The organism is Mesorhizobium maamorense (assembly GCF_044998965.1).
Classification (GTDB): Bacteria; Pseudomonadota; Alphaproteobacteria; order Rhizobiales; family Rhizobiaceae; genus Mesorhizobium.
Map to the genome: position 1 here is coordinate 5,305,889 of NZ_CP173356.1, position 13,097 is coordinate 5,318,985.

Here is a 13,097-nt window from a genome sequence, read left to right on the forward strand (position 1 = left end):
CAGAGGGCGAAGCACCTGGTGCTCCGCCCCTCCCGGATACGATCAGAAAGCAGAAATTACGCGGCGCCGACGGCCTTGGACGATTTCTCGAAGCGCTTGCGCTCGTTGGGATCCAGGTAAAGCTTGCGCAGGCGGATGGTCTTCGGTGTCACCTCGACCAGCTCGTCGTCCTGGATCCAGGCCAGCGCGCGCTCCAACGTCATGCGGATCGGCGGTGTCAGCTTGACCGCCTCGTCCTTGCCGGCGGCGCGGATGTTGGTCAGCTTCTTGCCCTTCAGCACGTTCACTTCCAGGTCGTTGTCGCGGGAGTGGATGCCGATGATCATGCCCTGATAGACCTTGACGCCCGGATCGATGACCATCGGGCCACGATCCTCCAGGTTCCACATGGCGTAGGCGACGGACTCGCCCTGCTCGTTGGAGATCAGCACGCCGTTGGTGCGGCCGGGCAGTTCGCCCTTATAGGGCTCATAGGCATGGAACAGCCGGTTCATCACGGCGGTGCCGCGCGTGTCGGTCAAGAGTTCCGACTGGTAGCCGATCAGGCCGCGCGTCGGCGCGTGGAAGACGAGGCGCTGGCGGTTGCCGCCGGAGGGGCGCAATTCGACCATCTCGGCCTTGCGCTCGGACATTTTCTGCACGACGACGCCGGCATGCTCCTCGTCGACGTCGATGACGACTTCCTCGACCGGCTCCAGCAATTCGCCGTTCTCGCCCTTCTGCATGACCACGCGCGGCCGCGACACGGCGATTTCAAAGCCCTCGCGGCGCATGGTCTCGATCAGCACGGCAAGCTGCAATTCGCCGCGGCCCGACACGAAGAAGGAATCCTTGTCGGGCGATTCCTCGATCTTGAGCGCGACATTGCCCTCGGCTTCGCGCAGCAGGCGGTCGCGGATGACGCGGCTGGTCACCTTGTCGCCTTCCGTGCCGGCCAACGGCGAATCGTTGACGAGGAAAGACATGGTCACGGTCGGCGGATCGATCGGCTGCGCGTGCAGCGGCTCGCTCACGCTCAGGTCGCAGAACGTGTCGGCGACGGTGCCTTTGGACAGGCCGGCAATGGCCACGATGTCGCCCGCCTGCGCTTCCTCGATCGGCTGGCGCTCGAGGCCGCGGAAGGCCAGTATCTTGGAAATGCGGCCGGTTTCGATCTGGGTGCCGTCATGATGCAGCACCTTGACCGCCTGGTTGGCCTTCAGCGTGCCGCTCTCGATGCGGCCGGTGATGATACGGCCGAGGAACGGATTGGCTTCCAGGATAGTGCCGATCATGCGGAACGGGCCGGGATGCACGGTCGGCGCGGGCACATGCTTGAGGACGAGATCGAACAGCGGCGACAGGCCCTGGTCCTTGGGACCTTCCGGATTTTCCGAGACCCAGCCGTCGCGCCCCGAACCATAAAGGATCGGGAAGTCGAGCTGCTCGTCGGTGGCGTCGAGCGCGGCAAACAGGTCGAACACCTCGTTGACCACCTCGACATGGCGGGCGTCCGGCCGGTCGATCTTGTTGATGACGACGATGGGCTTCAAGCCGACCTTTAGCGCCTTGCCGACGACGAACTTGGTCTGCGGCATCGGGCCTTCGGCGGCGTCGACCAGCACGATCGCCGAATCCACCATCGACAGGATGCGCTCGACCTCACCGCCGAAATCGGCGTGGCCGGGGGTGTCGACGATGTTGACGCGGGTGCCCTTCCAGTCGACCGAGGTCGCCTTGGCCAGGATGGTGATGCCGCGTTCCTTTTCGAGGTCGTTGGAATCCATGGCGCGTTCGGCGACGCGCTGATTGTCGCGGAAGGCGCCGGATTGTTTCAGAAGCTGGTCGACAAGGGTGGTCTTTCCATGGTCGACGTGCGCGATGATCGCGATATTGCGGAGGTTCATGATCTGGTCTCGGGAGCGTTGCAGGCAGCAGGCCAAAAGGCGCCGCCTCTTTCGTGTTGCGCGGCTCATACAGGGTTTTTCGCATTTGCGAAAGAGGAAGCGCGACACCAAATAATCATCAAATCTTAAGCATCGCCATGTGAAATGGTTTTGTTAACCAAGGCGGGAACCTTTTGCGGGCCCGGGCAGTTCGAACACCATGACCAACGCAGTCGTCAAATTTCGGCCGATTCTCGCAACTGCGGCTCTCGCCGTGCTGCTGGCTGCCGGCGCCGCTCAATCCGCGGCGACGCTCAAGGAAGCGCGGCCCGCTCTGCCGAGCGATATCCCGAGCGCCGAACAGGTCTTTGCGGATGCGCCCGATGGGGTCGATCCGGTGGTGACGGGGCCGGTCAGCGCGGCCTTCAAGCAAAGGCAGCAAAGCGCCAACTGCGATAGCGCGGTTTGGCCCAACGTTCCGATAGTCTGCTATCCCGACTGATCGGCTGCGCGCCGTTGGCGAAGCTGCCGATCTCCCCTTATTGAAAGATCGCCAATCTGACCGACGGCCCCTCGTCCGAAGGCGCACTACGCCGCCTGCGGCTCCGGGTCGAACGCCGGCCGGCTGGTGTTGATCAGGAGCGAGATACAGGCGGCGGCAATCGCGGTCATGCCGGCGATCAGGAAGGCCAGTTCGTAATTGCCTTGCAGTTCGCGCATGGTGCCGCCGAAGAAGGCGGCGGTTGCCGCGCCCACCTGATGGCCCGCGACGATCCAGCCGAACACGATCGGGCCGCTGCGGTCGCCGAAGGCTTCATTGGCGAGCCGCAGCGTCGGCGGCACGGTGGCGATCCAGTCGAGACCGTAAAGCACGGCGAAGATGATCAGACTGGTCGCCGAAAAGCCGGAATAGGGCAGATAGATCAGCGAAAGGCCGCGGATCGCATAATAGACGCCGAGCAGCTTGCGCGGATCGAAACGGTCGGTGAGCCAGCCCGACAGCGTGGTGCCGATCAGGTCGAAAATGCCCATCATCGACAACAGGCCAGCCGCCTGCACCTCGTTGATGCCCATATCGCCGCAAAATGCGATGAGATGCGTGCCGACCAGCCCGTTGGTGGTGAAACCGCAGACGAAGAAGGTGGCGAACAGGTACCAGAAGACGCGCGTGCCGGCGGCGCGGCGCAGCGTGGTCAGCGTGTGGGTCAGGAAATTGCCTTGTGCCGCCGGCGGTACCGGCGGCACGTCGTCGGCTTCCGCGCCATAGCGCACCATGCCGATCGATGCCGGGCGTTCCGGCACCAGCAGCAGCACCAGCGGCACCAGACAGGCCGTTGCGACGGAGATGGCGGTGACGACCGGCTTCCAGCCGCCTGACTGCGCCAGCGAGGCCAGCAGCGGCAGGAAGACCAGCAGACCGGTGGCGCTGGAGGCCGACATCAAGCCCATGACGAGGCCGCGGTTGGTCTTGAACCAGCGGTTGACGATGGTGGCGCCGAGCACGGTGGCGACCGCGCCGGAGCCGACGCCGGAAAACACGCCCCAGGTGATCAGCAGATGCCATGGCTTGGTCATCAGCAGGCTGAGCGCGGTGGAGGCCGACATCACCACAAGCGCGGCAAGCAGTGTGCGCCGCAGCCCGATCCGCTCCATCAGCGCGGCGGCAAACGGCCCGGTCAGGCCGTAGAGGAAGATGCCAACCGCGGCAGCCAGCGACACCACGTCGCGCCGCCAGCCGAAACTTTCCTCCAGCGGCAGCATCATGACGGCTGGCGCGGAGCGCAGGCCGGCCGCGATCAGCAGGCAGAGAAAGATGACGGCGACCACGACGAAAGCGTAGCGCTGGCCAAATGGACGGGATTGAGCTAGCATGTTACTGACCGGTACGTTGCAGGATGGAAACATGTATACGTACCGATCGGTAACAGTGTCAACCGAGACCGCGAATGCCACCAGACAATAAAATTGAACCGTCCATCAGCAGCGCTCACGCGTCGGCTCCGCCAAAGGCGGCGGAAAAGATACTCGGCGTGGCGCGCGATCTGTTTTACCGGCAAGGCATCAGGGCAATTGGCGTCGATGAGATCGTCAGGCGCGCAGGGGTCACCAAGCCCAGCCTCTATCGCAGCTTTCCCTCCAAGGACGAATTGGCCGCCTCTTATCTGCGCCGATACGACCTCGAATTCTGGGAACGCTTCGACGAGGCGGTGAACGCCCATCCCGGCGATCCGCGCGCGCAAATCCGAGCCTTCCTGACCCGCGTCGGCAAGCGCACGCAGAAGCCTGACTATCGCGGCTGCGGCATGACCAATGCGGCCGTAGAATATCCCGAGCGCGGCCATCCGGCGCGCGTGGTGAGCGAGGACAACAAGCAGGAACTGCGCCGCCGCCTGCGCGCCATGGCCGCCGCGATGAATGCCGCCGACGCCGACACGCTGGGCGACGGTCTGCTGCTTCTGATCGAAGGCGCCTATATCAGCGGCCAGTTGTTCGGCGCCGGTGGCCCGGCGGCGTCGGTGGCGATCAACGCCGATCTGCTGATCGAGGCGAGCTTGAAGAAATAGTGTTTGGCGATAGGCTGCTGCGACCTTCAACGGAGATGTCCGCGATGCGCAGCCTGGTTCTTCCGCTCGTTCTCGCCAGCGTCTGCCAGGCAGCGCATGCCGGCGAGATATCGAGCGCCTACACCGATCTCGACTGGAAGAACGACTGCGTCACCTATGCGCAAGCCGGGGACGGCGATGGCGACTGGGCCGACCTCGCCTGTTCGGGCTATCGTGGATATCCGGTGCTGATCGCCTATGACGATGCGCGCGAATCGCTGTTTTATGGTTTCCCGCCCGGCGGCGACATGACATCGGTCTGGGAAAGTTTCTCCGGCTTCAATTCCTCAGGCGCCAGGATCGAGTGGCGCATCGAGACCGACGGCGACAAGGCGGTGCCGTTCGCGGTCATTCACCGCCGCTCGATCAGCAATCCGGAAGACGAGAAGAAACCCACCGACGTGCTGCTCGTCTCCAAGGTCGCGCAAATGGATGCGCGCGACGGCTGCACGGTCGCACTGGTGCTGGCTACAGGAAATCCTGCCGCCAACGATCAGGCGCGCAAGCTTGCCGACGAGAAAGCACGGTCCTTCGCCTGCGGCAAGGACCGGCGCACCGTCATCGGCGAGGTGCCGGCTTTCGGGCGCGTCGACAATTGAAGGACAAGCGTTCGCCGCTCGCCGACGTGTCAAATGCTTCTGTTTTCACGCGCCCTCGTCATCACCGTTGAGGAAGAGCAATGTCTCGGAGCGCGCGAATCTGCTTGTTGTGGGCTCAGCCGTAGATCTGCTTGTGGACCTGATAAAGCATTTCCGAGCGGTCGGCGCGCATGTCGGCCAGATCGCGGCTGGAGAAGCTGTCGATTTCAGCGACGAGGCGGTTGTAGTTCTTGCGCTTGGCGATGCTGCTGCGGGCGCGGGTCAAGAGGCTGTCGAGGATCATAGCGAGTTTCCTTCTGGGCCGCATTTGGCGGCCGGTTTCTTCCTCCCTTGATCGATACGGAGCATGACATAGGAATGGTGCATCGCAAAAAGAAGATGTTGCAATGCACCATTGCGCTGCGTGCATAGCCGGTTAATGGCGCCTGAACGCCACCCCCGGCGCCGGCGCATTGCCCTTCCCATGATGGGAATGCCTGTTCCTGTCGTTTTGTCTTACAAATTGCGGAAATGTCATCGCCGCCGACCTTGCCATATCGATCTCCTGCTGGCTTGATCGCCGCCGGATTGCCAACGTTACCGGGAGGAAAGAATGGCCGCCGCCGACTACGAAATTCTCGATCCGCGTTTTGCGCGGCTGTTCAACGGCAATGCGCAAGTGGATAAGCTCTTCACCGGCTGCCGATGGGCGGAAGGGCCGGCCTGGTTCGCCGCCGGCCGCTATGTCGTCTGGTCCGACATCCCGAACAACCGCATGATGCGTTACGACGAGACCGACGGCAGCGTCAGCGTGTTTCGGCAGCCATGCGGCAATTCCAACGGCAACACCGTCGACCGGCAGGGCCGGCTGGTGACCTGCGAGCATTCGGGGCGCCGCGTCAGCCGCACCGAGTTCGACGGTTCGGTCACCACCATTGCCGCCAAATGGAAGGGCAAGCGGCTGAATTCACCCAATGACGTGGTGGTCAAGTCGGACGGCTCGATCTGGTTCACCGATCCAACCTACGGCATCGACACCGATTACGAGGGCGACAGGGCCGAGAGCGAGATCGGCGCCTGCCATGTCTACCGGGTCGATCCCGGTACCGGCGATGTCGAGGCTGTCATCACCGACATGGTCAGGCCGAACGGGCTGGCTTTCTCGCTCGACGAGAGCAAGCTCTATGTCGTCGACACCGGCCGCACGCATGGCGCGCAGAACCCGGCGCATATGCGGGTATTCAATGTCGGCGAGGGCGGCAAGAAGGTCTCGGGTGAAAAAGTCTTCGCCGACTGCACCGCAGGCCTGTTCGACGGCTTCAGGCTCGACGATGCCGGGCGCATCTGGACCAGCGCCGCCGATGGCATCCATTGCTACGATCCGGACGGAACGCTGATCGGCAAGGTCAAGGGGCCCGAGGTGACGGCCAATTGCGTGTTCGGCGGCGCCAAGCTGAACTGTCTCTACATTGCCGGCACCACCTCGCTCTACATGGTCCGGCTGATGGTGAACGGCGCCAAGACCTACTGAGCTGAATTAAAGGGGAGGACGTCATGCCATTCGTCAACATCCGCATCGTCAAGGAAGTGATCGCCGCCGATCCGGCCGGCAAGAAAGCCGACATCGCCAAAAAAGTCACGGCGGCGATCATGGACGCCACCGGGCTCGGCAATGACGATGTCTGGGTGGTCTTCGAGGAGGTCAACGCCCGCGACTGGTACGTCGGCAAGACCGATGTCGAGACGCTGAGAAAAGGGTAGGCGCTAACGCGCGCGAATGAAATCCGCGAAAGCGGACAACGCATCGCGCATTGCCAACGCGTTCGCCTGCTCCCCCAGGACGGCCTCCACCTCAGCTGGCTTCTTGCCGAGCAGCCCGATCTCCAGCCCGCCGTCATAAAGCGCGAAGGACATGGTGCGCATGATCTCCGCCAATGCGGCGCGGGCATAGAGCGAGCGCGGCGAGGCGTGCACCAGCATGGCCGGCTTGTCGACGGCGGCATCGCGCGACACCAGCCAGTCGAGCGCATTCTTCAGGCCGCCCGGCACGCCATGCGCATATTCCGGGCATGAGATGATGACGCCGTCGGCGGCGGTGACGGCATCGATCAGCCTGGACGCTTCGGACGGCGTCCGCTCACCCTCGTCGTCGGGGTTGAAGATCGGCAGCAGGCCGAGTCCTTCATGGATGGCGACGCGGCAGCCCTCTGGCGCGTTCCACGCCAGTGCCGCGACCAGGCCCGAATTGGTGGAGGCCGCCCGCAGGCTGCCGGAAATGGCAAGGAGGTTCAGCAAGGCGACGCTCGGACGAATCTTCCGCGCACGCTACCACATCGTCTGCTTGTATCCGTCGTCCAGCCAGCGGTCGGTCGCCTCGGCCGAATCGGCGAGCGCCAGTTGGTCGCGCAGGATCTGGCCGAGCGTCGGCAGCGTGGCGCGGTCGTACCAGCTCTCCGGCTTCCAAAGGTCGGAGCGCATGAAGGCCTTGGCGCAATGCATGTAGGCGGCCTTGACGGCGACCACGACGACGCTCTGCGGCTCCTTGCCGTCGACGGCCAGCCGTTCGCGCAAAGCGGCGTCGACGGTGATGCCGGCATCGCCATTGACACGCAGCGTCTCGTTCATGCCGGGAATGAGGAACAGCAGCCCGACCGACGGGTTGAGCAGGATGTTCTCCAGCGTATCCAGCCGGTTGTTGCCGGGCCGGTCGGGGATGGCGATGGTCCTGTCGTCAAGCACGGCGGCGAATCCTGGCTTGTCGCCTTTGGGCGTCACATCGGCATTGCCTTCGCCGTCGGAGGAGCCGATCAGCACGAAGGGGCTCTTGCCGATGAAGGAGCGGCAATGGCCGTCCAGCGCCTTCAATTCTTTGCGGATCGAGCCATCCGTCGGACGCGGCGTCTTGTAGATCGTCCGCAGCTCTTCGCGCGTGGTGACGAATTCCATGGCACTCCCCCCAATTTGCAGGCCTTACTTGCCGGCCTTCTCTTCGCCGCCGGTCTTGTCGTCCAGCGAATGGCGCAGGATCAGCGGCATCTGGCTGAAGGTGAACAGAAGCGTGATCGGCATGATGCCCCAGACCTTGAAGGTAACCCAGGCATCGGTCGAAAAATTCCGCCACACCACCTCGTTGACGAGGGCCAGGAACAGGAAGAACAGACCCCAGCGGAAGGTGAGTTTTCTCCAGCCCTCGGCATCGAGCCTGAAGGCGGAATCGAAGACGTAGCCAAGCAGAGATCTGCCGAAGAACAGCCCGCCGAGCAGCACGCCGCCGAACAGCGTGTTAACGATGGTCGGCTTCATCTTGATGAAAATGTCGTCCTGCAGGTAGAGCGTCAACGCGCCGAAGATGAAGACGACGACGCCTGATACCATTGGCATGATCGGCAGGGTGCGGGTGAGCAGCCACGACGCGACCAGCGCGATCGCAGTGGCGGCCATGAACAGGCCGGTGGCGACGAAGATCGGGCCCCCGAATTCAGCCAGCGCCGGGAATTTCTGCGTCAGCCATTCGCCGCGCGCATTGGCGAAAAAGAACACCAGCAGCGGCCCTAGCTCGAGAACGAGCTTGAGCAGCGGGTTGACGCCTTCCTTCTTCTCTTTCTGCGGGTCGGACGGATCGCGTTCGAGAATGGGTGGGTTCATATCTTCCTTCTTACGCACGATCCGGTTGAAGCAATCTTCCCGGGATCATGCTGTTACGCAACGCCAGCGATCGCCCTGGCGAATTCGCTTGCCGAGAACGGTTCGAGGTCGTCGACCTGTTCGCCGACGCCGATGAAATAGACCGGCAATCTGTGTTTTGCCGCGATCGCCACCAGAATACCGCCACGCGCCGTGCCGTCCAGCTTGGTCATCACCAGGCCGTTGACGCCGGCGATGTTGCGGAAGATCTCCACCTGGTTGAGCGCGTTCTGGCCGGTGGTGGCGTCGACCGTCTGCAGCACGGTGTGCGGGGCTTCCGGATCAAGCTTGCCCAGCACGCGCACGATCTTTTCCAACTCGGCCATCAGCTCGGCCTTGTTTTGCAATCGGCCGGCGGTGTCGATGATCAGCACGTCGGAACCCGCTTCCTTCGCCTTCTCGAAGGCATCGTAGGCGAGGCCGGCGGCATCGGCGCCGAGCTTGGAGGCGATGACCGGCGATTTCGTCCGCTCGCCCCAGATCTTGAGCTGCTCGATGGCGGCGGCTCGGAAGGTGTCGCCGGCGGCCAGCATCACCGACAGGCCGCCATCGGTCAGTTTGGCCGCCAGCTTGCCGATGGTCGTGGTCTTGCCGGTGCCGTTGACGCCGACCACCAGGATGACATGCGGTTTGTGGCTGAGGTCGAGTTCCAGCGGCAGGGCGACGGGGGTCAGCACCTTCTCGACCTCCTGCGCCATCACGGTGCGGACCTCGGCGTCGGAGACATCCTTGCCGTAGCGGCTGGCGGCCAGCGAATCGGTGACGCGCAAGGCCGTCTCCAGCCCGAGATCGGCGCGGATCAGCACGTCCTCCAGATCCTGCAGCGTGTCGTCGTCGAGCTTGCGCTTGGTGAAGACGCCGGCAATGTTGCCCGACAATTCGCGCGAGGAGCGGGCAAGCCCGTCCCGCATGCGCTGGAACCAGGAGCGCCGCGGCGCCGGCTCCGGCGCCTTCTGCGGCTCGGCCTTCTGCTCCACCTTTCTGGCGACCGTTACCTTTCCGGGGGCGGGCGCAGCCTTCGGCGGGACGGGAACTGCCTCAGGTTCCGGCGCGATCTCGGCGCGCACAGGCTGCGGCTCGATCGGCGCAGGCTGGCGAATCGGCGGCGAGATTTCGGCGGCGGTTTCGGCGCTGGGTGCCAGGTTCTCGACAGGTCGGCGCTGCCCCTCACCCTCGCCCTCTTCCCGTGAAGGACGGGGAGAGGGAGGCGTTGGCGTTGCAGCTTCTTCCTTCTCCCCGTCACTATACGGGGAGAAGGTGCCGGCAGGCGGATGAGGGGCGGCGCCGGCCTGTGAAGGCTGCGCGGAAGACGGTGTCGCAGGAATCTCGATTGGCGCCGGCGTCTCGACCGGAACTTCGGCGGGCGTCGGTACTTCGGCGGGTGCCGGTTCCGGCAGCTGCTCCGGGCGCGACGGGACCATTTCCGGCTCGGCGGGCGCTGGTTGCGGTACCTCCTGCGGCCGCGGTTCGGGCGCAGGCTCCGGAATGGCCGGGGGTGTCGGAATTTTCTCAGGGGCCGGCGGCTCCGGGCGCTCTGGCGCCGGTGCCGGTTCCTCCTCCGGCCGCGGCTCCGGCAGGGGTTCCGGCTCGGGCGGAACGATCGGCTCCGGCACCGGCGGAATGGCCGGGGCAGGCTCGGGTGTCGGCTCCTCGGGCGGCGCGGGCTCGACGGGAGGCTGAGCCTGGGTCTCCTCCCGCTTCAGGAATTCCGGAACGGCCTGCTCGGCCGCCGGCTTCAGCGTGTCGAGCTGATCCCATTTGATCGGCGGCAGCGGGGCGGTCTCGTCGACGCGCTCCTCGACGACCTCCTTCTTGCCGAACGAAAATATCTTCTTGAAGAACCCGGCCATCTCTTGCGTTTCTCAGGCGGCGCGGGCGGCAAGCGGGGCCGCGATCAGCCGGGCGCCGTCATGACCGGTGACTGTTGCTTCGACGATCTCGCCCGGCGCGCCGGTGGCGAGCGCGGCGAGCGTAAACCCTTCGGTGCGGCCGAGCCCGTCGCGCTCGATCAGGATCGACTGGCGCGTTCCGGAGAGCGACGACAGATGGCGGCGATATGCCGTCTCGCCGGCGGCGCGCAGGCGGGCTGCCCGCTGCTTGATCACTTCGCGGCGGACCTGCGGCATGCGCGCGGCGGGTGTGCCTTCGCGCGGCGAAAACGGAAAGACGTGCAGGTGGGTCAGCCCGCATTCCTCGACGATCTTTGCCGAATTTTCGAACATCGCCTCCGTCTCGGTCGGGAAGCCGGCGATGATGTCGGCGCCGAAGACGACGTCGGGGCGCAGCTTGCGCACGTCTTCGCAGAAGCGGATCGACTGATCGCGCAGATGCCGACGCTTCATGCGCTTCAAAATCATGTCGTCGCCGGATTGCAGCGACAGATGCAGATGCGGCATCAGCCGCGGCTCGGTGGCGATGGCGTCGAGCAAATCGTCGTCGGCCTCGATGGAATCGATGGAGGAGAGGCGCAGGCGCTTCACGTCCGGCACCTGGCGCAGGATCGTCTTCACCAGCCTGCCGAGTTTCGGCGCACCCGGCAGGTCGGCGCCGAAACTGGTCATGTCGACGCCGGTCAGCACGATCTCGGCATAGCCGTTGCCGGTGAGCCGCTTGACCTGTTCGACCACGGCGCCCATCGGCACCGAGCGTGAATTGCCGCGGCCATAGGGGATGATGCAGAAGGTGCAGCGGTGGTCGCAGCCATTCTGCACCTGCACGAAGGCGCGTGCCCTGCCCTCGATGGCATCGACCATATGGCCGGCGGTCTCGCGTACGGAGAAGATGTCGTTGACGCGCGCCTTCTCGCTGTCGTTGACGCCGAAATCCGGCAGCGCGCGATAGGAATTGGCCTTCAGCTTCTCCTCATTGCCGAGGACGAGATCGACCTCGTCCATGGCCGCGAAATTCTGCGGCTCGGTCTGCGCCGCGCAGCCGGTGACGATGATGCGAGCTTCGGGGTTGTCGCGGCGCGCCTTGCGGATCGCCTGTTTGGCCTGGCGGACCGCTTCGCCGGTGACGGCGCAGGTGTTGAAGATGACGGCGCCGCCAGCCAGCCCACCGAGGCCCGCAGTTTCGGCCTCGCGCCGCATCACCTCGGATTCATAGGTGTTCAGCCGGCAGCCGAAGGTCACCAGTTCGATGCGATTGGGGCCCTTCCCCACATCGCCATCCTTGAAAGGAGCGGGCATCAGGCCGCGCTTTCGGTGTCGCGCGCCCAGGCGCCGTTCGAGGGATCGAAGCTGCCGGAAAACTCCCATTCGGCGGCGCCGGTCAGGATGACATGGTCGTTTTCGAGCCATTCCACATGCAGCGAGCCGCCACCAGGAGCCAGAAGGTTGACGCTGCGTCCGGTGCGCCGGGTGCGGGCCGCTGCCACGACGGCGGCGCAGGATGCCGTGCCGCAAGCCTTGGTCAGGCCGGCGCCGCGTTCCCAGGTGCGGATGATCATGCTGTCGGGCGAGGTCACCTGCGCGATGGTGATGTTGGCGCGCTCGGGGAAGATGGGATGGTTTTCGAGCAGTGGGCCGAAGCGGTCGAGTTCGTAGGACCAGACGTCGCGGTCGACCCAGAAGATGGCATGCGGATTGCCCATGGAGACGACCGAGGGCGAATGCAGCACCGGGGCGTCGATCGGCCCGACCTGCAATTCGATCATGCGGGTGTCGCGGAATTCCTCGGCGAGCGGAATCTCCCGCCAGCCGAAGCGCGGCGTGCCCATGTCGACCGAGATCGAGCCGTCGGCATGTTCCTGCGCGTTGAGGATCCCGGCGACGGTCTCGAAGGTGAATGTCTTTTGTCCGGTCTCGGCCGCCAGCGCCTGGACGACGCAGCGCATGCCGTTGCCGCAGGCCTGCGCGCCCGAGCCGTCCGAATTCAATATGTCGATGAAATAGGCCGTACCCGGCGTCCGCGCCTCATGGATCGCCATGATCTGGTCGAACCGCGTCGAGGCATCGGCGTTGAGCGCGATCGCAGCTGTCGGCGTCACCCGGTCGGCACGGCCGCGCATGTCGGCAACGATGATCTCGTTGCCGATGCCGTTCATCTTGGCGAAGGGGGCGGTGCCTGCCATTTCTTCCGGTCATTCCGTACTGTTTGCCGCTATATGGCGGAAAAGGGCGGGAATTACCAGTGCATCGCGCCTTCAGGTGACGGCGAAGACGCCGAGCACGATCAGCAGGAATATGATCAGCACGATACCGATCAGGATGCGCGCGCCGGTGGCCGCCGCACCCGCTAATGCAGGCATGCCGAGCAGGCTCGCAGCGGCGGCGATAATCAGGAGAATGATGATCCATCTGAGCATGGAAATGCCTCGCAAAGCGATAGAAATCGAAGCCCTTTCAACAAACGCGCCGGTGGCGCTC

15 protein-coding genes are annotated in these 13,097 nt (G+C 64.5%); 5 read left to right on the forward strand and 10 right to left on the reverse strand.

Annotation, left to right across the window (positions count from 1 at the left end):
* Positions 1-56 precede the first annotated feature (56 nt).
* Complete coding sequence (gene typA, locus ACIU1A_RS26515; protein ID WP_140492867.1) at positions 57-1,886, reverse strand: translational GTPase TypA; 1,830 nt, start codon at positions 1,884-1,886, stop codon at positions 57-59.
* 253 nt (positions 1,887-2,139) lie between these two features.
* On the opposite strand from typA, the gene ACIU1A_RS26520 reads away from it, so the two are divergent.
* The gene (locus ACIU1A_RS26520; RefSeq protein ID WP_224518939.1) at positions 2,140-2,367 is read left to right on the forward strand and encodes a hypothetical protein; all 228 of its coding nucleotides are present in this window, start codon (positions 2,140-2,142) and stop codon (positions 2,365-2,367) included.
* 86 nt (positions 2,368-2,453) lie between these two features.
* On the opposite strand, the gene ACIU1A_RS26525 is transcribed toward ACIU1A_RS26520, so the two are convergent.
* Positions 2,454-3,737, reverse strand: coding sequence for an MFS transporter (locus ACIU1A_RS26525; RefSeq protein ID WP_140880322.1), 1,284 nt, complete (start codon positions 3,735-3,737; stop codon positions 2,454-2,456).
* 74 nt (positions 3,738-3,811) lie between these two features.
* Here ACIU1A_RS26525 and ACIU1A_RS26530 point away from each other — a divergent pair, with 74 nt between their 5' ends.
* Both ACIU1A_RS26530 and ACIU1A_RS26535 read left to right on the forward strand, forming a co-directional pair.
* Positions 3,812-4,429 (forward strand): TetR/AcrR family transcriptional regulator, encoded by a 618-nt coding sequence (locus ACIU1A_RS26530; RefSeq protein WP_140524978.1) that lies wholly within the window; start codon positions 3,812-3,814, stop codon positions 4,427-4,429.
* A gap of 44 nt (positions 4,430-4,473) precedes the next feature.
* On the forward strand, positions 4,474-5,067 hold the full coding sequence (locus ACIU1A_RS26535; protein ID WP_140554860.1) for a hypothetical protein: 594 nt from the start codon (positions 4,474-4,476) through the stop codon (positions 5,065-5,067).
* A gap of 115 nt (positions 5,068-5,182) precedes the next feature.
* Here ACIU1A_RS26535 and ACIU1A_RS26540 read toward each other — a convergent pair whose 3' ends face one another.
* The gene (locus ACIU1A_RS26540) at positions 5,183-5,350 is read right to left on the reverse strand and encodes a hypothetical protein (protein WP_140492852.1); all 168 of its coding nucleotides are present in this window, start codon (positions 5,348-5,350) and stop codon (positions 5,183-5,185) included.
* A gap of 309 nt (positions 5,351-5,659) precedes the next feature.
* On the opposite strand from ACIU1A_RS26540, the gene ACIU1A_RS26545 reads away from it, so the two are divergent.
* Complete coding sequence (locus ACIU1A_RS26545; RefSeq protein ID WP_404925639.1) at positions 5,660-6,577, forward strand: SMP-30/gluconolactonase/LRE family protein; 918 nt, start codon at positions 5,660-5,662, stop codon at positions 6,575-6,577.
* Positions 6,578-6,600: 23 nt separating this feature from the next.
* Complete coding sequence (locus ACIU1A_RS26550; protein WP_013892236.1) at positions 6,601-6,807, forward strand: 4-oxalocrotonate tautomerase family protein; 207 nt, start codon at positions 6,601-6,603, stop codon at positions 6,805-6,807.
* Between the two features lie 3 nt (positions 6,808-6,810).
* On the opposite strand, the gene ACIU1A_RS26555 is transcribed toward ACIU1A_RS26550, so the two are convergent.
* From ACIU1A_RS26555 to ACIU1A_RS26585, 7 genes are all read right to left on the reverse strand, one after another.
* Complete coding sequence (locus ACIU1A_RS26555) at positions 6,811-7,341, reverse strand: NADPH-dependent FMN reductase (RefSeq protein WP_404925640.1); 531 nt, start codon at positions 7,339-7,341, stop codon at positions 6,811-6,813.
* A 30-nt stretch (positions 7,342-7,371) separates the two neighbouring features.
* Positions 7,372-7,992, reverse strand: coding sequence for a pyridoxamine 5'-phosphate oxidase family protein (locus ACIU1A_RS26560; protein ID WP_404925641.1), 621 nt, complete (start codon positions 7,990-7,992; stop codon positions 7,372-7,374).
* Positions 7,993-8,016: 24 nt separating this feature from the next.
* Entirely contained in the window at positions 8,017-8,691 is a 675-nt protein-coding gene (locus ACIU1A_RS26565) for a septation protein A (protein ID WP_140492839.1), read from the reverse strand.
* A 53-nt stretch (positions 8,692-8,744) separates the two neighbouring features.
* On the reverse strand, positions 8,745-10,580 hold the full coding sequence (gene ftsY / locus ACIU1A_RS26570) for a signal recognition particle-docking protein FtsY (RefSeq protein WP_404925642.1): 1,836 nt from the start codon (positions 10,578-10,580) through the stop codon (positions 8,745-8,747).
* A gap of 12 nt (positions 10,581-10,592) precedes the next feature.
* Positions 10,593-11,918: a tRNA (N(6)-L-threonylcarbamoyladenosine(37)-C(2))-methylthiotransferase MtaB gene (gene mtaB, locus ACIU1A_RS26575; protein ID WP_140524972.1), complete on the reverse strand. Its 1,326-nt coding sequence runs from the start codon at positions 11,916-11,918 to the stop codon at positions 10,593-10,595.
* A complete protein-coding gene (gene dapF, locus ACIU1A_RS26580) occupies positions 11,918-12,802 on the reverse strand; it encodes a diaminopimelate epimerase (protein WP_404925643.1) in 885 nt (294 codons plus the stop codon). Before dapF ends, mtaB begins: the two co-directional genes overlap by 1 nt.
* Before the next feature lie 72 nt (positions 12,803-12,874).
* Positions 12,875-13,036, reverse strand: a complete 162-nt coding sequence (locus ACIU1A_RS26585) for a DUF1328 family protein (protein WP_140492827.1) — start codon at positions 13,034-13,036, stop codon at positions 12,875-12,877.
* Positions 13,037-13,097: the final 61 nt, after the last annotated feature.